A 17,408-nucleotide genomic window follows, 5' to 3' on the forward strand; every position below is an offset into this window, starting at 1 on the left:
CTGGTGGCGACGCCCCCGCGTGAACCAACCATTATGGATTCACTGTACGATCAAGTCGAGATCATGGCGGGAGAGCGGCTTCGGCGCCGATTCCGTGGTGAGGTAGGTGCGGCCGAGCGTCATCGCCGTCTCGGTCTCCGAATCCATGATGATCATGTGGGCGAACAGCGTCATGTTGGGCGCGATCGGCTCCGGATTGCCCTGGTAGAACATCGGCATATCCATCCATGACGGCGTGAAGCGGGCGCCGACCGAGTAGCCGCAGGCATTCAGCCGGTGCTTGGTCAGACCATGCGCTTCGAGCGTGCGGGCATGCGCATCGAAGACATCGCCGAAAGTGTTGCCCGGCGTCATCGCCTTCTCGACCGCGAGCAGCGCGGCGCGGGCGGCATCGAACAGTTCCTGGTGGCGCTTCGAGACCTTGCCGGTCAACGCGGTGCGCATCATCGGGGCGTGGTAGTGATGAAAGACGCCCGCCCATTCGAGCGTCAGCTGGTCGTTCTTGGTAAGCTTGCGGCGTCCGGCCTTGTAGCGGCAAAGCAAGGCATCGGCGCCCGAGCCAATGATGAATTCGTTGGCCGGATAGTCGCCGCCACCGGCAAAGATCGCACCCTGCATTGCGGCCAGGATAAGTCCCTCGTCGCCGCCCTGCTTGATCAGCGGCAAGGCGGCTTCCAGCGCATCGTCGGAAAGGTTCGCGGCTTTCTCGGCCTTCGCGATCTCGGCAGGGCTCTTGAAGAGGCGCAGCCGGCCGACGATGCCGGAAGCATCGGCGATCTGGCCGAAGGTCTGCAACTGCTCATCGACGCGGCGGCCGTTGTAGGCGGTCAGGCCATGCGTGTCGTATTCGACGCCGATGCGGGCGCCGAGCAGATCGAGGTCATTGAGCAGATTGCGCAGGTCTATCGCGGGATTGGCGCCGTCGCGATCGGTCCACAACACGATGTTGTCGATGGTCGAGGTATGGCGCGCTTGCCTCAGATCGGCCGAACGGGTGAGCAGCACCATCGAGCCATCGGCCTTCACCACCAGGCATTGGAAGAAGCAAAAGCCGAATGTGTCGTAGCCGGTCAGCCAGTACATGCTCTCCTGCGCGAACAGAAGCACGGCGTCGAGCTTCTTTTCGGCCATCTCGATCAGCAGCCGGTCACGCCGAGCGTCGAATTCCGAACGTTCGAAATGCAGCGCCATTACTCTTTCTCCAGAACGATTGCCGAAACCTGGCGCCCGTAATCCGCTTCCTTGCGGTGGGTGGTGCGCCGATAGGAATAGAAGAGGTCTTCTTCCGCGTAAGTGCAGCGGCCGAGGCCCTCGGCGGTCACGCCGGCGTTTCGCAGCCGGTCGACCGTATATTGGTTGAGGTCGAACATCGAGTGGCCGGGATTCACCGACGGCCGGAAATAGCGTTGATTGCCGGCATCGGCTTCGACGAAGCGGGTGACGAATTCGGACCCGACCTCGTAATTGTCGGGACCGATGGAGGGACCGAGCACGGCGACAATGCGGTCGCGGCGGGCGCCGAGACCTTCCATCGCGGCAACGGTGTTTTCGAGCACGCCGGTGAAGGCGCCTTTCCAACCAGCATGGGCGGCGCCGATGACGCGGGCCTCGGCATCGGCGAACAGGACCGGTCCGCAATCGGCGGTCGAGGCGCCGACGGCAATGCCAGGCTGGTCGGTGACGATGGCGTCGGCCTTGGGGCGAGGGCTTGCGAAAGGCTCCCGGGCAATGACGACGTCGGGGGAGTGGACCTGATGCGCGGTGAGCAGATGGTCCGCCGGCACGCCCATCCAGTCGGCGACACGGCGGCGGTTCTCGGCGACAAGCGCCTGGTCGTCGCTAGAGCCGGTGCCGATGTTGAGGCCCCGGTACATGCCGCCGGAGACGCCGCCGACACGGGTGAAATAGCCGTGGCGTATGCCTCGCGCCTTATCGAGCAGAGGCGAACGTACTGGATCGGGTCTGGTCTGATTCAGCATGGATGGGTTTGTTGTCCGCGTGGGCGCTTTCGTCAAGGTGAAGTTCGGTAGGGGAAGTTCGGCAAGGGGCGGCGCTCGGGCAAGTGGCGGGACCAGCTTGCACAGGTTGCCGGCCGATGTCAGCCGGTTTTCGCGACCGGCAGGATCTTCATCACCTTGAACAGTTCGCCCATCGCATCGGGGCCGGCGAGGCGTTCGACCGCGTCGGAAATCGCCCGCCGGCCGCCGTCATCGGCCTTGGCGCCCAGCGCGCCGGCGCGCTCGAGCAGGCCCATGCCGAGCAGGAATTCGCTCTGCGTGGTCAGTTCCACCTCGAGGCCGTGGGCACGGGCGCTTGCGGCCAACGCTTCGAAGTCGACATGGGCGGTGAGATCGGCCTCGCCGGGATTGGCCAGCACGTCTTCGTGATCGTGCCTGCGCAGAGCCTGCAAAGTGTCGCCGATGCCGGGCTCAAGGTGGCCATAGTCGATGAACAGCCCGGCGCCGCCATGGCCGGCGATGTGCTCGGCAATCGCCGACATCAGCGCCGAGCGAGCCGGCGCCACTTCGACGATCGCGCCTTGCGGCGCGTCTGCCGCACCAGCCGGCAGCAAGGCCGGGTCGACAGAGCCAGCGCCGGCAAAGAAGTGGAGATTGTCGGCATCGTCGAGGCCGACCATCCGCTCGCGCCAGCCTGCGCCGACATAGACGAACTGGCGGATCGGCACTGCGTCGAACAGCTCGTTGCCGACGATGAAGAGCGGCTGCCGCTGCAGCGTGTCGATGGTCTGGTGCCAGCTCAGGGCCGCACTCTGGCCGGCAAGCGTTTCTTTCTGGATTTCGGTCAGGCGTGGACTGGTCTCGATCATGGCGAAGGACGCGCCGGCGGCAAACGCCGGGTCGAGCCGCGACCAGGTGCGCAGCATGTCCTTCATCAGCGTGCCGCGTCCGGGGCCGATTTCAGCGAAGGTCACGGGGAGTGGTCGGCCGGCGCCCTGCCAGGCCTGGTAGAGCCAGACGGCGACAAGCTCGCCGAACATCTGGCTGATCTCCGGCGCGGTGACGAAATCGCCGGCGGCGCCGAAGGGCTCGCGCGTCGTATAATAACCGTGCTCGGGGTCGAACAGGCAGAGCGCCATATACTCGCTGACCGGGATCGGCCCCACGGCACCGATCAGGCCGACGATACGCTCCTTCAGCCGGGTCATGCCGGCTGCGCTTGCGTCATCGGCTTTGCGGTGGCCATGGCCCAGATGCCTGCGAGCACCATCGGCGAGGACAGGATCATGCCCATGGTCAGCCAGTTGGTGCCGAGCAGGTAGCCAAGCTGCTGGTCGGGCTCGCGGAAAAACTCGACGAAGATGCGCGACAGCCCGTAGCCGCAGATGAAGGCGCCGCCGACGAAGCGTGGCGTCCCGAGTTTCAGCCGCGAATGGGTGAGGAAGCGCAGCACCAGGAAGAGCACAAGGCCTTCGAGCAGCGCCTCATAGATCTGGCTGGGATGCCGGGTGAACGGACCGCCATTGGGGAATTCGATCGCCCAGGGAACATCCGTGGGCCTGCCCCAGAGTTCCGAATTGATGAAATTGGCGATGCGGACGAGGCCAAGGCCGACAGGCACGCCGGCCGCGACGACGTCGAACAAAGTCCAGGTGTGGATGCCGCGCTTGATTGAAAACAGCGTCATGGCGAGGATGACGCCGAGCAGGCCGCCATGGAACGACATGCCGCCCTGCCAGACGGCGAAGATGTCGAGCGGATGCGCGATATAGCGCGGCAGGTCGTAGAAGAGGACATAGCCGGTGCGCCCGCCGAGCACCACGCCGATCGCCGCCCAGACGATGAAGTCGTCGAGGTCCTCTGGCTTCATCGGCAGCTTGCGGTCCGGCCAAAGGCTGGCGTTGGTGACGAGCCGCCTGGCGTACCACCAGGCAAAGAGAATGCCGACGATATAGCCGACGCCATACCAATGCACCGCCAGCGGCCCGATATTTACGATGACCGGATCGATGTTGGGGAAGGGCAGGGAGGCCAGCGGCAGCAAGAAATATTCGCTCAAACGGGGTCTCCCGGGCACGGTCGCATTTCGGCGCGGACCATGCGGCAGGGTTTTGGCGGGGTCAAGGCAAGGCTTCGCTTGCATTCCGTGCCGCGCGCCACTACGTCAAAATCAACAAGCGAGGATTTGCCATGTCGACTGGAACGAACCGCATTCTCGATGAATTCGCCAAGCTGATGACGGATGCCGCGGGCGCCGCCCAGGGCGTCCGGCGCGAGATGGAGACAGCCTTCCGCAGCCAGGCCGAGCGGCTGCTCAACTCGATGGACGTGGTGCAGCGCGAGGAGTTCGAGGCCGCGCGCGAGATGGCCGTCAAGGCCAGGGAAGACAACATCCAGCTTGCCTCGCGCGTCGAAGCGCTCGAGGCGAAGATCGCCGAATTGACCGGGCAGGCCGCACCGGCGGCTGCGCCGAAGCCCAGATCAAAAAAATAATCGTAAACTTTTCCACAAAGCGCGATCCGAAAAATCGCTTTGCCGTGAATCGCTTACCGGCATTGCATGAATCTTTTTGACAGCGCCTTTCCACATGCGAATGACGCAGTGCGAAAAATTGGGCTGTTCACGCGACTCCCGATCAATAGACTGAATTTGTTGCATGATTCGGAGCAGGGTCATGCGCCGGGCGGTGGGGTCCGGTTGGGGTCTTTGCGTATGGAAAGCCCTGGCCGTCCGAGTTCTAGACAAGATTGTTCGTTGTGCGTGCCCTCTCTCGCGGAGCGTGTGGCGCTCTCAGAACGACAGGAAGCATTCATGGAACTCCTCGAACTCGAATTCTCCCGCGAAATCCACCCGGTGGATGTCATCGAGCAGGTGGCCCACAACAACGACTGGTCCTTCGAACGTGCCGGCGACGACGAGATTTCAATTTCGGTGACCGGAAGCTGGACCGACTATCACGTCTCGTTCTCCTGGATGGAGGATTTCGAGGCGCTGCATCTGGCCTGCGCCTTCGACATCAAGGTGCCGGAAACGCGCGCGCTGGAAGTGATGCGGCTGTTGTCGCTCATCAACGAACAGATGCTGTTCGGCCATTTCGACCTGTGGGAGCAGGAGGGCGCGATCATGTTCCGGCAGTCGCTGCTGCTTGCCGGCGGGGTCGAGCCTTCGAGCCAGCAGGTCGAGGTGCTGCTGTCCTCGGCGCTCGAGGCCTGCGAATGCTATTTCCAGGCCTTCCAGTTCGTGGTCTGGTCGGGTACATCGGCCAAGGACGCGCTGTCCAGCGTGCTCTTTGAAACCCATGGAAACGCCTGAGCGAAGCCAATACCGCCGATGAGTTCGAGCAACGAGCGCAAGCCCGAGATCAGCTTTGCCGATTTCGACCGCGTCGACATCCGTGCCGGCACGATTATCGAGGCCGAGCATTTTCCGGAGGCGCGCAAGCCGGCGATCAAGCTCAAGATCGATTTCGGCCCGGCTATCGGGGTGAAGAAGTCATCGGCGCAGATCACCAAATATTACAAGCCGGAGACGCTGATCGGCCGGCAGGTCTTTGCGGTGGTGAACTTTCCGCCGCGCCAGATCGGCCCGTTCATGTCGGAAGTGCTGACGCTGGGCTTTCCGGATGAAGAGGGCGCCGTGGTGCTCGGCGCCATAGAGCGCAAGGTGCCCGACGGCGGGCGGCTATTCTAGGACAAGCCTGGGCCGGCCTGACGTCACAACATCCTGATCGGCGCGCTTGCGCGGCATGCCCAGCGCTTCCTCGACCGCGTCGAGGAACATTTCCGCACAGGCCTTCCAGCTGTAGCGCATGGCGCGCTGGCGCGCCTCCGGGCGGTCGATGTGAAGCGCCTTGAGCGCGGCCTCGCCCAGATCCTCCGACACAGCGCCGCCGACGCCGTCGCCGACGATGTCGATCGGCCCCGTCACCGGGTAGGCGGCCACCGGCGTGCCGCTGGCCAAAGCCTCGATGATGACATTGCCGAACGTGTCGGTGCGGCTTGGAAAGACGAAGACGTCGGCCGAGGCATATATCTCCGCCAGTTCGTCGTTCGGGCGGTGACCGAGGAAATGCGCGTTTGGATAGCGGGCCTTGAGCTTTGCCAGTTCCGGCCCCTCGCCGACGATCACCTTGCTGCCCGGCAAGTCGAGATCGAGGAAGGCGGTCAGGTTCTTTTCGATCGCGACGCGGCCGACGCAGAGGAAGACGGGGCGGGGGAAGCTCGTCTCCTTGCGCTTGTCCGGCCGGAAATGATCGGTGTCGACGCCGCGCGTCCAGGGCCTCAGCTTGTTGAAGCCGCGTGAGGCAAGGTCGTCCGCAAGCGACTGGGTGGCGACCAGCGTGCCCTGTCCCGAATTGTGGAAGTCGCGCAGCCAGTTATAGGCCCAGCTCTCCGGCACCGGCAGGCGGGCGCTGAGATATTCGGGAAAACGCGTGTGGTAGCTGGTGGTGAAGGGGCGCCCGGCCTTGCGACAGTAACGGCGCGCCATGATGCCTAGCGGACCTTCGGTGACGATGTGGATATGGTCGGCCTTGCGCGCATCGATCAGGCGCGCGACATGACCGGGCGTCGTCAATGCGAGGCGGATGTCCGGATAGGTCGGCAGCGGCAAGGTGCGGAAGATGTTCGGCGTCAGAAAATCGACCTGGACATCGAAGGATTTCAGCGTTTCGGTAAGCCGCTCCAGCGTGTGGACCACGCCATTGACCTGCGGCCGCCATGCATCGGTGACCATCAGGATTCGCATGACGATCCCTTGGAAAGGTTTTTGAGCGCACCCGCGTGGTGGCGGAACGGCAACCAGGCAGCAGCTCGCGCTTCGCTCCAGCGTACCCGGCCAGGTACGGGATCGAAGCGGGGCGGCAGGGCCGAATCGATAGAGGTTGCGCGCTTCATGCGCGCTCTTGACCATGATTTCATGACGGGCCGATGAAACCCGACCTGCCCGGACTTACGCGGGAACCTTGATCACGGCGCGCAGACCGCCAAGTGGACTGTCCTCAAGCGTGACGTCGCCGCCATGGCTACGGGCGATGTCGCGGGCGATCGACAGGCCGAGGCCGGTGCCGCTGGCATCGAGGTTGCGCGCCTCGTCGAGCCTCAGGAATGGCTTGAACACCTCTTCGCGCTTGTCGGGGGCGATGCCGGGACCGTCGTCATCGATGGTGACGGTGAGCGAACCGCGGCCGTGATTGGCATTTACCTCGACGGTCTTGGCATAGCGGAAGGCGTTGCCGATGACGTTGGACAGCAGCCTGGCAAAGGCCTTCGGCCGCACATGCACGGCCGGATCACCGGTCAAAGTCGTTGTAAGCTTGGCTTTGCGCAACCGCGCTTCTTCGTCCATCTTCTGGAAATAGGTTTCGAGATCGAAGCGGCCGGTATCTTCGGCGGCCTCGCCGCGGGCAAAGGAGAGATAGCCTTCCAGCATCGACTGCATGTCGTCGATGTCCTGGTTGAGAGCGGCCTTGGTCTCGGCCTTGCCGCCTGCCAGCGCCAGCTGCAGCTTGAAGCGGGTGAGGATGGTTCGAAGATCATGGCTGACGCCGGTCAGCATGGCGGTGCGCTGTTCGATCTGGCGCTCGATGCGCTCGCGCATCTGAATGAAGGCGAAGCCGGCGCGGCGCACTTCCTCCGCGCCGCGCGGGCGGAAATCGCGCGGCATCGGCCGACCCTTGCCGAAGCTCTCGGCGGCTTCGGCAAGGGTAAGGATCGGCCTTATCTGGTTGCGCAGGAAGGGGATGGCGATCATCAGCAGCACCAGTGACGTGCCGACCATCCAGATCAGGAATATGTGCGTGTTCGAGGCATAGGCCTGGCTGCGGCGCACGAAGACGCGCAACACCTTGCCTTCGAGCTGGACGCGGACCTCGACGATGTTGGAATTGCCGACCGTGTCGATCCAGAAGGGGCGGTTGATCTGTCTGGTGATCTCCGAGGACAGCGCCTCGTCGAGGATGGAGAAGAACGGCTTCGGCCCGGGCGGCGGCAGCGGATCGGGTGGCAGCAGATCGACCTTGAGCTGCATGCGGTCCTGGGCGATGCGGATGATGTTGGCGTAATCGGCATCGTGCGGATAGGTCTCCATCATGTCGATGATGGCGGCGATGTCGCGGACGGTCGCCTGCGACAGACGCTGGGTGACCGTCTGCCAGTGGCGCTCCATGAAGACGAAGGCGACGACCGACTGCAGCAGGATCATCGGCGCGATGACGATGATCAGGGAGCGGGCATAAAGCCGCTTCGGCATGTAGAGCGCGACCAGGCGCCAGAACCTGTTCCAGGCGCGCGGCATCGCCTTCAGCGTCCGCAGCGCGAGATCGCCGGGGCCGCCTCCTTTCGGCTTCTCCAGTTGCGTGGTCGCCATTCGCCCTTCCGCTCATCAATGGCCGTAGCAAAGGGCCGTCGAGAGTAGTCTATTCGACGCTGAGCCGATACCCAATACCGCGCACCGTCTGAAGCCATACGGGATTGGACGGATCGCGCTCGATCTTGCGGCGCAGTCGGTTGATCTGGACGTCGATGGTGCGTTCGCCGACATCCGATTCGTCGCCGACGAGTTCGTGGCGGGGGATCGTCTCGCCCGCCCGCGCGGCGAAGATCGCCAGGATTTCCTGCTCACGGTCGGTCAGCTTCAGCGCTTCGCCGCCACGCTTCAGTTCGCGCTTGGCGATCTGGAACGTGTAGGGGCCGAACACGAGCTGCTCGACCTTCGGCGTTGCCGCCGGGCCGCCGCGGCGCAGGATGTTGTTGATGCGCAGGATCAGCTCGCGCGGGTCGAAGGGCTTCGGCAGGTAGTCGTCGGCGCCGGCCTCCAGCCCGGTGATGCGGCTGTCGGTTTCCGACAGCGCCGTCAGCATTAGGATCGGCACGTTCTTCTCGGCCCGCAGCGCCTTGGTGAGGTCGACGCCGGTTTCGCCAGGCATCATGACGTCGAGCACAAGTAGATCGAAGTCGAGCCCCGCGAGCTTGCGCCGGGCTTCGCTGGAATTGCCGGCGACGGTGACGCGAAAGCCGTTCTCGGACAGGTATTGCTTGAGCAGATTGCGGATGCGGGTGTCGTCATCGACCACCAGCAGATGCGGCGCATCATCGCCGGGCGCCGCCGGATGATCAACCTTCTCAGTGGTCTCCATTTTTCTTCCCCGATGTTTGCGCAGGCAAAATGTTGATCTGCGCCCTTAGTTCCGGATTGACCATCGCCTCGAGGAATCTTTCGATCGAGGCGCGTTCGGTAGTGCCAGAATCTTCCAATGCAGCACGGATGCGGCGCGACTGTGGCCGTGCCAGCGCCAGTGCCAGCGCACGGCCCTTGGCGGTTGGGTAGAGCTCGCGCTGCCGGCGGTCGCGCGGGCCTTGCACCTGGACGATATGGTCCGTGTCGATCAGCTGCTTCAATACCCGCGCCAGGCTCTGCTTGGTGATCTTCAGCACATCGAGCAGCTCGGCAACCGTCAGTCCGGGCCTGCGGTTGACGAAATGCAGCACGCGGTGATGGGCGCGGCCGAAGCCGTAATCGGCAAGGATCTGGTCGGGATCGGAGGTAAAGTCGCGATAAGCGAAGAAAAACAACTCGATGATGGCAAAGTCGATGCCGTCGTCATCGGTGATCGCCGTCCTGATCGGTTTTCCGGCTGCGGGGCTTCGATCCGTCATCATGTCTCCATGCCAAGCGGGATTATGTCAGTACTGTTGACGTAATTTCCCGCCAATGATAATTTTTGACAAGCTTTTCGGCGGATTGCGAACGAAAAGGCAAGCGGAAGCCGTTTTTCCGGAACTTCCTGAGTTTGCCATGGATTGAATATCCGCCTACGTTTCCAGGCACCGGCCGGCGTCTCGGACCCAGTGGCGGGGCCGACGCGAATGGCCATATGACACAACGATTTGTGGGCGCCCGCCCGCGGGAGGTTTCCATGGCATCCGTTCCCTTCGATCAACTGGACGGCTTCATCTGGATGAACGGCGAGTTCGTCAAATGGGCCGACGCCAAGATCCATGTGCTGACCCACGGCCTGCACTATGCCAGTGCCGTCTTCGAGGGTGAGCGCGCCTATGGCGGCCAGATCTTCAAGCTGACCGAGCACAATGAGCGCCTGCATGAATCGGCCCGCTTGCTCGGCTTCAAGATTCCCTATTCGGTCGCAGAGATCGACGAGGCCTGCCGCACGCTTCTGAAGAAACAGGGTTTCCAGGACGCCTATGTGCGCCCGATCGCCTGGCGCGGCAGCGAGCAGATGGGCGTTTCGGCGCAGAACAACCGTATCAATTGCGCCATCGCCATCTGGCAATGGCCGAGTTATTTCGACCCGGCGCAGAAGCTGAAGGGCATTCGTCTCGATATCGCCGAATGGCGCCGGCCCGACCCGCGCACTGCGCCGTCCAAATCCAAAGCCGCCGGCCTCTACATGATCTGCACGCTCTCCAAGCACGCCGCCGAGGCCAAGGGCTATGCCGACGCCATGATGCTGGACTGGCGCGGCCAGGTGGCGGAGGCCACCGGCGCCAACATCTTCTTCGTCAAGGACGGCAAGCTCCATACGCCGACGCCCGACTGCTTCCTCGACGGCATCACCCGCCGCACCGTGATCGGTCTGGCCAAGGACCGCGGCCTCGAGGTGATCGAGCGCGTCATCATGCCGGAGGAACTCGAAGGCTTCGAGCAATGCTTCCTCACCGGTACGGCCGCGGAGGTCACTCCGGTTTCGGAGATCGGTCCGTACCGATTCGAGGTCGGCGAGATCGCCAAGATGTTGATGAACGACTATTCTGCCGCCGTGCAGCCAGAGCACGCCATCGCCGCAGAATAGCGATAGTCACAGCTTTTTTGTGCAATAGGGGCGGTTTTCGAGCCGCCTCTTTTATTTAAGCGCACGCGCATTTGACTTTCGAACAATTCGGCGTCTCATGATGGCGTCGGCCCGAGGAGGCTGGCGGCTATGGAGGGATTAGGTACATGGATACGAACACGCTCGTTGCGATCGTTATTCAGGTGATTACGGGTATTATCGGCGGCCAGGCCGTCGGTGCGGCGTTGAAACAGGCGGCACTGGGTCAGCTTCCCAAAATCCTCGGTGGCGCCATCGGCGGCGTCGGCGGCGCTGCCATTCTCGGCAGCCTGCTTGGCGGCGGCACGGTCGATGCGGGGGCGGCCGCGGCAGCGGCGGGCGGCCTGGGCAGTGCGCTGAACGTACAGAACATCGTCGGCGGCGCCGGCGGCGGCGCCATCCTGACCGCCATCATCGGTGCGGTCATGGGCGCGATGAAGAAATAGGTCAGGCACCCTTGGGGCCTGCGCCATGGGCGGCTACGGCCGCCCATTCTTTTTCAATCATTTCTGGCGGCTGCGGCCGCCCATTCTTTTTCAATCATTTTCTGGCGGCTACGGCTGCCCATTTATTTTGGAGGATCGTTCGCTCCGGCAGGATGGTGGACGCCGCCCGATGCGCCGTCTACATCAGGGCGACACTTCGATAGGAAAGCCATGGGGAAAGGAAAGCCATGGGTCAGCTCAACGCCGGCATCGTGCCGGTCACGCCCTTCCAGCAGAACTGCACCATCCTGTTCGACATGGACGACAGGAACGGCGTCGTCGTCGATCCAGGCGGCGACATCGACAAGATACTGGCGGTGCTCAAGGACAATGCGATCACCGCGGAGGCGATCTGGATCACCCACGGCCATATCGACCATGCCGGCGGCGCGATGGAACTGAAGGACGCGCTCGGCATCGACATCATCGGCCCGCATGAGGCCGATCGGCCGCTGCTTGCCAATCTCGAGAACCAGGCCAGGCGTTTCGGGCTGACGGATCCCGTGCGCAATTGCGTGCCGGACCGGTTTCTCATCGAAGGCGAGACGGTTTCGTTCGGCGAACATGTATTCGAGGTGCTGCATTGCCCGGGGCATGCGCCGGGTCATGTCGTCTATTACAACCGCGCGGCCAAGTTCGCCCATGTCGGCGATGTGCTGTTTCGCGGCTCGATCGGCCGCACCGATCTGCCCGGCGGCGATCACGCAGCGCTGATCGCATCGATAAAAGACAAGCTGCTGCCGCTCGGCGACGATATCGGCTTCATTTGCGGCCACGGTCCGGGCGGCCGCTTCGGCGAGGAGCGCCGGACCAATCCCTTCCTGGCCTGACTTTCTCCGCAAAACAAAAGCGCCACTGATGGGCGCTTTTGTTTGGGCAGGGAACCCTAAAGCGCGTCGAGCCGACGGGATTCAAGCAACGCGCTTTAAGTCTTTGTTTCGATGCATGTCGTTTTCCCAAAACCGCTGCGCACTTTTTTTGGGCGACATGCATTAACTTTGCTAGTTGGCGACGCAGAAATGCTGCTCGCCGTCATTGCCGGTGAAGGTGCCGGTGCGCGAGTTGAAGGTGCGGTAGCGATCCGAGCAGTACTCGTACCAGTCACGGGTCCATGGCTCGGCATAGCGGTCGGCATAGACGACGCGCGGCTGGACGTAATACCGGCGAACGGGCCGATCGACATAGTAGCCGTCATCATAGGCCGGATCGTAGTATCTCGGCCCGGGGTTGCTGAGCGCGCTACCGATCAGGGCGCCCGCCGCGAGGCCGACAACGCCGGCGGCGAGGGCGTCGCCGCCATGATGACGATGGCGCCAGCGCCAGTCGTCAGCATTGGCCGCCGAGAAGGTGGCCAAAGTGGTCGCGGCGATGCCTGCGGTCAGAATGGCGGTCTTGAGAATTCGGTTCATCTTCGGTCTCCTTCGCGCCGGTCCGCGCATTTTTCAGGGGATGCGGATCGGCTTTAGCAAAGGTTAATAGAAGACCGTGGCTGAACGGAGGCTGAACGGAATTGGGCAAACGATTTCGCGGCTCGAACACAATTGCGAGCTCTGCGGGAGCGTCCGCCTGCTCAGTCTCCGTCGGATCTGTCTTGAGCCGGCTTAGCCGATAGACAGATTGACGGCCTTCGGACCCTTGCCGCGCTTGTCCGGCTCGGTGTCGAATGTCACTTTCTGCCCATCCTCAAGACCGGGAAGGCCCGACGCCTGCACGGCCGAAATATGGACGAAGACATCCTTCGCGCCATCGTCGGGCGTGATGAAGCCGAAGCCCTTGGCATGGTTGAAGAATTTGACGGTGCCGGTCTGCGGCATGGGAAGCTCCTTTGATCCCATCAAGTCAGTCTCGGGCCGGCAAACTGCCCGAGAGGAAATTTGTCCTTTATTTTAGCGCTATCGGCAAGAGAAAGTTTTTGCCTGCCAATCCCGCCTTTTGCCGGACAAAAAAGGGCGCGACGGAACCGTCGCGCCCTCGAAACTCAAGCTTCTTGCGAAGCCCATTCATGATCCTGCCACGCCATTCATCAGCTGAGAACAGGCAGCTTTGCCTGCTCAGGCCGCGCGCAGGTTGACCGCCTTCGGGCCCTTGCCCATGCGGTCCGGCTCGACGTCGAAGGTGACCTTCTGGCCGTCGACGAGCGTGCGCAGGCCCGAGGCCTCGATCGCGGAGATGTGGACGAACACGTCCTTGGCGCCGCCGTCAGGCGTAATGAAGCCGAAGCCTTTGGTAGCGTTGAAGAACTTTACGGTGCCGGTCTGGGCCATGGGGAAACTCCTTCACCCGTATCAGTCTCGTGGGCTCGCCTTTGTCTCGCGCCTTGGGCAAGTCCCGGTGGTTGCTTCGGCGTCATGCATTCGCGCATAGTTAAAACCCCCGCCGAAAAACGGGGCCGTCAGAGATTCACACTTATCGGGGAAAGGTCGTCCAAAACGTGCCGCTCTCCGGGTCGTAAATGCCCGAACACAAAATTTATTACACGGAAACGTGATGGTTGCAAGACAGCGCCGCGGGCGGCCCTCGGCGCACCCGACGCAGGGGCATCGATAGACCCGGCGCCATGACCGGTCATCGGCCAGAGAAGAGCCAGGCATGGGCCAGCGCGGGGAGCCGGTCCGCAATGGATCTTCGGCTCGGAAAATCCACAAGCCGGGGTTGCGTTCGAGCCCAAAATAGCGAGGATTGCGCGAGTTGACGCGGCCGCGCCTGAGCGAGGATCGGAGAGGGACCCATGCGATTTCCTGCGGCAATCGTTTCGCGGCGGGGCTCTGTCGCCCTGGTCCTGTCGGCATTGCTGGCGGCCTGCACCGTGGTGGTCGATGAAGTTCCGCGTCCACGCCCGCCGAGGCCGCATCCGCAACTCTGCACCATGCAATATGCACCGGTCTGCGCACGGCGCGGCGGCGACCGCCAGACCTTCGCCAATGCCTGCCAGGCCGAGAGGGCAGGGTATCGCATCGTGCGTGACGGTCCTTGCCGCGACGGCGGTGGCGGTGGAGGCGGCGAGCAAACCTTCTGCACCCGCGAATATGCGCCGGTTTGCGCCAGGCGCCATGGCGAGGTTCGCACCTTCCCGAATGCATGCGAGGCCCGCGCGGCGGACTACCGCATCATCGGCGATGGGCCTTGCTAGCGAGATCGGGTTCGCGCTCCGCGTTGCGGGAGTTCCGCCGGAGCGCTAGCCTTACACTTGCATCTCCCGTCCGCTTGGCTTAGGTCCGGCGCGAGGACAAACACGGCAGGTTTCCCATTAACAGAGATCAGAGAAGAGCGGCGGGCGCGAGTGGCAAAGCCGGTTCGGCGAGCCCGCTCGATCCCTATGTGCAGCGGGCACTGCAACTGCACCAGGCGGGTCGCCGCCAGGAAGCGGAGTCGCTTTATCGCCAGGTGCTGGGGCAGCAGCCGAACCATGCCGCGGCGCTGCATTTCCTCGGGCTTCTCCTGCATCAGACCGGCCGCAGCGAGGAAGGGCTCGACCTCATCGAGCAATCGGTGACGCTGCAACCCAGGAATGCCGATTTCCTCAACAATATGGGCACGGTCATGCGCGACCTCGGTCGCGTCGCCGCCGCCGTCGATTTCTTCCGCGGGGCGGTGGACATCCGCCCGGACCAATTGGCAGCGCGCGACAATCTCGGCTCGTCGCTGAAGCAGCTCGGCCAATTCGAGGGCGCCGAGGAGATTTTTCGCGGTACGATCGGCCGCAACCCGTTCCATGTCCGCGCCCGCATCGGCCTTGCCGAAACGCTGCAGGAAGCCGGGCGGCTGGACGAGGCGATCGCGCTCTTCCGCGAGTCGCTGTCGATCCGGCCGAAGGATGCGGAGCTGCTCTATGGGCTGGGCGTCGCCATGATGGAGAAGGGCAAGCTCGCCGAGGCCGCCGACCTCGCCCGGCAGGCAGTGGCGATCGCTCCGGCGATGGCGAAAGCCTGGCTTTTGCTGACCCAGGTCAAGCGCCAGTCCGAGCGCGATGCCGAACTTGCCGGCATGGAAGCCGAGCACGCCAAGGCGCCGCAAGACAGCCTTGCGCGCATGCAGCTTTCCTTCGGCCTCGGCAAGGCCAACGACGATCTGAAAGACTATGGCCGCGCCTTCGATTATTTCGCCGAGGGCAACGCCATCCGCCGCAAGGGCATCGACTATGATCCGGTGCGGACGCGCGACGAGTTCGAGGCAATGAAGGCGGTCTTCGACAAGGCCTTCTTCGAGAAACACCGGCCGAGCGACATTTCCGACGATACGCCGATCTTCGTCGTCGGCATGCCGCGTTCCGGCACGACGCTGGTCGAGCAGATCATCGCCAGCCATCCGCAAGTCTATGGCGCCGGCGAGCTCAGCATCCTGAAGACGGCGGTCGGCAAACAGTTTCCGATGAGCATGCCGGGCGGCTTTCCCTGGGGGATCGCCGACATGCCGGACACGGCCTTCGCCGAGGCGGGGCAGGCCTATCTCGACATGCTGCACACCCGCTATCCGGGCTTCCGCCATGTCACCGACAAGATGCCGGGCAACTTCCTGCTGGTCGGCTTCCTGCACATGATGCTGCCGAAGGCCAAGATCGTGCATTGCGCGCGCGACGCGGCGGCCACGTGCCTGTCGATCTTCAAGGTGCATTTCCGCGGTGACAGCCACCGCTACGGCTATGATCTCGGCGAGCTCGCCGACTTCCATAACCTCTATGTCGACATCATGGCGCACTGGCACAAGGTGCTGCCCGGCGTTGTGCACGATGTACGCTACGAGGATTTCGTCGCCGACCAGGAAGGGCAGACGCGGGCGCTGATGGCGCATCTCGGCCTGCCATGGGACGACAAGGTGCTGTCGTTCCACGAGACCGACCGTCCGGTGCGCACGGCGTCCGCCGCGCAGGTGCGCCAGCCGATGTATCAGGGCTCGATCGATCTTTGGAAGCGTTATGGCGACAGGCTGAAGCCGCTGCTCGACAAGCTGAACTAGCGCATCGGTCGCTGGCCGAAGCGCCCGAACGTCGTCATCCACGGGCGGAGCAGCCGCGAAGCGGCGTCGCGAAGACCCGAGGATCCATGCCGTGGCCTCACGCAAGGGGTAAGGCGTCGCAGAGCAGAGATCGTTCTGCACTGCGGTGACGCTCATAGGTAACGGAATGGATCCTATGGTCTCCGCCGCGTCGCTTCGCTCCTTGCTTCGCCATAGGATGACGAAGCGAGGGACCGTGCCCTACAATTCGATAAAGGGCTGGAAGCCGCCGAAGATCATGCGCTTGCCGTCGAACGGCATGGCAGACCAGTCCATCTTGAGACGTTCGTCGGCCATCACCTTGGCCATGACGGCGTCGCGGCTCTGCCTGGATTCGTAGACGATCCAGGCGAAGACGACGATCTCGTCCTCCTTGGCCTGCACGGCGCGCGGGAACGAGGTCAGTTCGCCGAACGGCACGTCGTCGCCGACGCATTCGACATAGGCAAGCGCACCGTGCTCCATCCAGACGGCGCCGCCATTCTCAGCCATCTTCTTGTACGCATCGAGATTTGCCCTCGGCACGGCAAGCACGAAGCCATCGACATAGGACATGGTGAGCTCCTTTGCTGAATAACGAGCGCCGGGTCGGCGGGGATACGACCCGGCGCGGGTGAGCGCGTCATCCCTGCAGGCGACGCTGCTCGCTAGGAAATTCACTTCACCGGCGCGTTCATCGCCCAGGCGACGCCGAAGGGATCCTTCACCTGGCCCCAGCGGTCGCCCCAGAACATCACCTGCAGCGGCGTGACGATTTCGCAGCCGGCATCCACCGCGCGCTGCCACCAGGCGTCGATGTCGTCGCTGCCCAGATGGAGCTGCAGCACGTAGCCCTGCGCCGCCTGATGCGGATGGCCGTGCTCGGGATAGGCGTCGCCCAGCATCAGCGTCGAGCCGTTGACGTAGAGATGGATATGCATGGTCCGGCCTTTTTCGTCCGGCGGATAGGCAAAGACCTCCTCGGCCCCGAAAGCCTTCTTGTAGAACTCGGCCGCCTTGATGGCGCCATCGACCTGCAGATAAGGGGTCAGCCCGCCAAGCACTTTGGCGCGGGGTGGGGTCTGGTCGGTCATTTGCGTTTCCTCTTCGCGGGTTGATTTGGCCTTGCGTCAAAAGACGGACGAGGCGGCCGCAATCCTACACGGG

Annotated in this window: 21 protein-coding genes; 8 read left to right on the top strand and 13 right to left on the bottom strand. The window is 63.3% G+C overall.

What is annotated here, in order from left to right; genetic code table 11:
• Positions 1-39: 39 nt before the first annotated feature.
• The 4 genes from QAZ22_RS13025 to lgt all read right to left on the bottom strand — a co-directional run bounded on the left by QAZ22_RS13025 (position 40) and on the right by lgt (position 4,017).
• Entirely contained in the window at positions 40-1,191 is a 1,152-nt protein-coding gene (locus QAZ22_RS13025; RefSeq protein ID WP_278207173.1) for a Xaa-Pro peptidase family protein, read from the bottom strand.
• The gene (gene pgeF / locus QAZ22_RS13030) at positions 1,191-1,979 is read right to left on the bottom strand and encodes a peptidoglycan editing factor PgeF (protein ID WP_278207174.1); all 789 of its coding nucleotides are present in this window, start codon (positions 1,977-1,979) and stop codon (positions 1,191-1,193) included. Before pgeF ends, QAZ22_RS13025 begins: the two co-directional genes overlap by 1 nt.
• A 119-nt stretch (positions 1,980-2,098) precedes the next feature.
• Complete coding sequence (locus QAZ22_RS13035; protein ID WP_278207175.1) at positions 2,099-3,166, bottom strand: class I SAM-dependent methyltransferase; 1,068 nt, start codon at positions 3,164-3,166, stop codon at positions 2,099-2,101.
• On the bottom strand, positions 3,163-4,017 hold the full coding sequence (gene lgt / locus QAZ22_RS13040) for a prolipoprotein diacylglyceryl transferase (RefSeq protein ID WP_278207176.1): 855 nt from the start codon (positions 4,015-4,017) through the stop codon (positions 3,163-3,165). Before lgt ends, QAZ22_RS13035 begins: the two co-directional genes overlap by 4 nt.
• A gap of 131 nt (positions 4,018-4,148) precedes the next feature.
• Between lgt and QAZ22_RS13045 the strand changes: the two genes are divergently transcribed.
• From QAZ22_RS13045 to QAZ22_RS13055, 3 genes are all read left to right on the top strand, one after another.
• Positions 4,149-4,451, top strand: coding sequence for an accessory factor UbiK family protein (locus tag QAZ22_RS13045; protein ID WP_278074946.1), 303 nt, complete (start codon positions 4,149-4,151; stop codon positions 4,449-4,451).
• A 318-nt stretch (positions 4,452-4,769) separates the two neighbouring features.
• A complete protein-coding gene (locus QAZ22_RS13050; protein ID WP_040970944.1) occupies positions 4,770-5,270 on the top strand; it encodes a YbjN domain-containing protein in 501 nt (166 codons plus the stop codon).
• A gap of 18 nt (positions 5,271-5,288) precedes the next feature.
• The gene (locus QAZ22_RS13055) at positions 5,289-5,648 is read left to right on the top strand and encodes a tRNA-binding protein (RefSeq protein ID WP_278207178.1); all 360 of its coding nucleotides are present in this window, start codon (positions 5,289-5,291) and stop codon (positions 5,646-5,648) included.
• On the opposite strand, the gene QAZ22_RS13060 is transcribed toward QAZ22_RS13055, so the two are convergent.
• The 4 genes from QAZ22_RS13060 to QAZ22_RS13075 all read right to left on the bottom strand — a co-directional run bounded on the left by QAZ22_RS13060 (position 5,640) and on the right by QAZ22_RS13075 (position 9,613).
• Complete coding sequence (locus tag QAZ22_RS13060; protein WP_278207179.1) at positions 5,640-6,704, bottom strand: glycosyltransferase family 1 protein; 1,065 nt, start codon at positions 6,702-6,704, stop codon at positions 5,640-5,642. The genes QAZ22_RS13055 and QAZ22_RS13060 overlap by 9 nt on opposite strands.
• Positions 6,705-6,908: 204 nt before the next feature.
• Positions 6,909-8,324, bottom strand: coding sequence for an ATP-binding protein (locus QAZ22_RS13065; RefSeq protein WP_278207180.1), 1,416 nt, complete (start codon positions 8,322-8,324; stop codon positions 6,909-6,911).
• 49 nt (positions 8,325-8,373) lie between these two features.
• Positions 8,374-9,093, bottom strand: a complete 720-nt coding sequence (locus tag QAZ22_RS13070; RefSeq protein WP_278074941.1) for a response regulator transcription factor — start codon at positions 9,091-9,093, stop codon at positions 8,374-8,376.
• Positions 9,080-9,613 carry a MarR family transcriptional regulator gene (locus tag QAZ22_RS13075; RefSeq protein ID WP_278207181.1) on the bottom strand — a complete coding sequence of 178 codons (534 nt, stop codon included), beginning with the start codon at positions 9,611-9,613 and terminating at the stop codon, positions 9,080-9,082. The genes QAZ22_RS13070 and QAZ22_RS13075 overlap by 14 nt, the downstream gene beginning before the upstream one ends.
• Before the next feature lie 260 nt (positions 9,614-9,873).
• Between QAZ22_RS13075 and QAZ22_RS13080 the strand changes: the two genes are divergently transcribed.
• From QAZ22_RS13080 to QAZ22_RS13090, 3 genes are all read left to right on the top strand, one after another.
• Complete coding sequence (locus QAZ22_RS13080; protein ID WP_278207182.1) at positions 9,874-10,767, top strand: branched-chain amino acid aminotransferase; 894 nt, start codon at positions 9,874-9,876, stop codon at positions 10,765-10,767.
• A 146-nt stretch (positions 10,768-10,913) separates the two neighbouring features.
• Positions 10,914-11,231, top strand: a complete 318-nt coding sequence (locus tag QAZ22_RS13085; protein ID WP_278207183.1) for a hypothetical protein — start codon at positions 10,914-10,916, stop codon at positions 11,229-11,231.
• A gap of 227 nt (positions 11,232-11,458) precedes the next feature.
• Complete coding sequence (locus tag QAZ22_RS13090) at positions 11,459-12,100, top strand: MBL fold metallo-hydrolase (RefSeq protein ID WP_278207184.1); 642 nt, start codon at positions 11,459-11,461, stop codon at positions 12,098-12,100.
• A gap of 171 nt (positions 12,101-12,271) precedes the next feature.
• On the opposite strand, the gene QAZ22_RS13095 is transcribed toward QAZ22_RS13090, so the two are convergent.
• The 3 genes from QAZ22_RS13095 to QAZ22_RS13105 all read right to left on the bottom strand — a co-directional run bounded on the left by QAZ22_RS13095 (position 12,272) and on the right by QAZ22_RS13105 (position 13,534).
• Positions 12,272-12,679, bottom strand: coding sequence for a BA14K family protein (locus tag QAZ22_RS13095; protein ID WP_278207185.1), 408 nt, complete (start codon positions 12,677-12,679; stop codon positions 12,272-12,274).
• 192 nt (positions 12,680-12,871) lie between these two features.
• Complete coding sequence (locus tag QAZ22_RS13100; protein ID WP_006202521.1) at positions 12,872-13,084, bottom strand: cold-shock protein; 213 nt, start codon at positions 13,082-13,084, stop codon at positions 12,872-12,874.
• 237 nt (positions 13,085-13,321) lie between these two features.
• Positions 13,322-13,534: a cold-shock protein gene (locus QAZ22_RS13105; RefSeq protein ID WP_006202520.1), complete on the bottom strand. Its 213-nt coding sequence runs from the start codon at positions 13,532-13,534 to the stop codon at positions 13,322-13,324.
• Between the two features lie 464 nt (positions 13,535-13,998).
• Between QAZ22_RS13105 and QAZ22_RS13110 the strand changes: the two genes are divergently transcribed.
• Both QAZ22_RS13110 and QAZ22_RS13115 read left to right on the top strand, forming a co-directional pair.
• Entirely contained in the window at positions 13,999-14,400 is a 402-nt protein-coding gene (locus QAZ22_RS13110; RefSeq protein ID WP_278207186.1) for a Kazal-type serine protease inhibitor domain-containing protein, read from the top strand.
• A 188-nt stretch (positions 14,401-14,588) separates the two neighbouring features.
• A complete protein-coding gene (locus QAZ22_RS13115) occupies positions 14,589-16,223 on the top strand; it encodes a tetratricopeptide repeat-containing sulfotransferase family protein (RefSeq protein WP_278207187.1) in 1,635 nt (544 codons plus the stop codon).
• A gap of 240 nt (positions 16,224-16,463) precedes the next feature.
• Here QAZ22_RS13115 and QAZ22_RS13120 read toward each other — a convergent pair whose 3' ends face one another.
• Together QAZ22_RS13120 and QAZ22_RS13125 are read right to left on the bottom strand one after the other, a co-directional pair.
• Positions 16,464-16,817: a DUF1428 family protein gene (locus QAZ22_RS13120; RefSeq protein WP_278207188.1), complete on the bottom strand. Its 354-nt coding sequence runs from the start codon at positions 16,815-16,817 to the stop codon at positions 16,464-16,466.
• A 101-nt stretch (positions 16,818-16,918) separates the two neighbouring features.
• Positions 16,919-17,335, bottom strand: coding sequence for a glyoxalase/bleomycin resistance/extradiol dioxygenase family protein (locus QAZ22_RS13125; protein ID WP_278207189.1), 417 nt, complete (start codon positions 17,333-17,335; stop codon positions 16,919-16,921).
• Between the last annotated feature and the right edge of the window lie 73 nt (positions 17,336-17,408).

The organism is Mesorhizobium sp. WSM4906 (genome assembly GCF_029674625.1).
Taxonomy (GTDB): domain Bacteria; phylum Pseudomonadota; class Alphaproteobacteria; order Rhizobiales; family Rhizobiaceae; genus Mesorhizobium.

Bases quoted from the DNA above. Each gene is read 5' to 3' on its own strand.
- QAZ22_RS13105 (WP_006202520.1), bottom strand. From the start codon at position 13,534: ATGGCCCAGACCGGCACCGTAAAGTTCTTCAACGCTACCAAAGGCTTC.
- QAZ22_RS13100 (WP_006202521.1), bottom strand. From the start codon at position 13,084: ATGCCGCAGACCGGCACCGTCAAATTCTTCAACCATGCCAAGGGCTTC.
- QAZ22_RS13125 (WP_278207189.1), bottom strand. From the start codon at position 17,335: ATGACCGACCAGACCCCACCCCGCGCCAAAGTGCTTGGCGGGCTGACC.
- QAZ22_RS13055 (WP_278207178.1), top strand. From the start codon at position 5,289: ATGAGTTCGAGCAACGAGCGCAAGCCCGAGATCAGCTTTGCCGATTTC.
- QAZ22_RS13060 (WP_278207179.1), bottom strand. From the start codon at position 6,704: ATGCGAATCCTGATGGTCACCGATGCATGGCGGCCGCAGGTCAATGGC.
- QAZ22_RS13110 (WP_278207186.1), top strand. From the start codon at position 13,999: ATGCGATTTCCTGCGGCAATCGTTTCGCGGCGGGGCTCTGTCGCCCTG.
- QAZ22_RS13090 (WP_278207184.1), top strand. From the start codon at position 11,459: ATGGGTCAGCTCAACGCCGGCATCGTGCCGGTCACGCCCTTCCAGCAG.
- QAZ22_RS13075 (WP_278207181.1), bottom strand. From the start codon at position 9,613: ATGACGGATCGAAGCCCCGCAGCCGGAAAACCGATCAGGACGGCGATC.
- QAZ22_RS13095 (WP_278207185.1), bottom strand. From the start codon at position 12,679: ATGAACCGAATTCTCAAGACCGCCATTCTGACCGCAGGCATCGCCGCG.
- QAZ22_RS13085 (WP_278207183.1), top strand. From the start codon at position 10,914: ATGGATACGAACACGCTCGTTGCGATCGTTATTCAGGTGATTACGGGT.
- QAZ22_RS13050 (WP_040970944.1), top strand. From the start codon at position 4,770: ATGGAACTCCTCGAACTCGAATTCTCCCGCGAAATCCACCCGGTGGAT.
- pgeF (WP_278207174.1), bottom strand. From the start codon at position 1,979: ATGCTGAATCAGACCAGACCCGATCCAGTACGTTCGCCTCTGCTCGAT.
- QAZ22_RS13045 (WP_278074946.1), top strand. From the start codon at position 4,149: ATGTCGACTGGAACGAACCGCATTCTCGATGAATTCGCCAAGCTGATG.
- QAZ22_RS13065 (WP_278207180.1), bottom strand. From the start codon at position 8,324: ATGGCGACCACGCAACTGGAGAAGCCGAAAGGAGGCGGCCCCGGCGAT.
- QAZ22_RS13120 (WP_278207188.1), bottom strand. From the start codon at position 16,817: ATGTCCTATGTCGATGGCTTCGTGCTTGCCGTGCCGAGGGCAAATCTC.
- QAZ22_RS13035 (WP_278207175.1), bottom strand. From the start codon at position 3,166: ATGACCCGGCTGAAGGAGCGTATCGTCGGCCTGATCGGTGCCGTGGGG.
- QAZ22_RS13025 (WP_278207173.1), bottom strand. From the start codon at position 1,191: ATGGCGCTGCATTTCGAACGTTCGGAATTCGACGCTCGGCGTGACCGG.
- QAZ22_RS13080 (WP_278207182.1), top strand. From the start codon at position 9,874: ATGGCATCCGTTCCCTTCGATCAACTGGACGGCTTCATCTGGATGAAC.
- QAZ22_RS13070 (WP_278074941.1), bottom strand. From the start codon at position 9,093: ATGGAGACCACTGAGAAGGTTGATCATCCGGCGGCGCCCGGCGATGAT.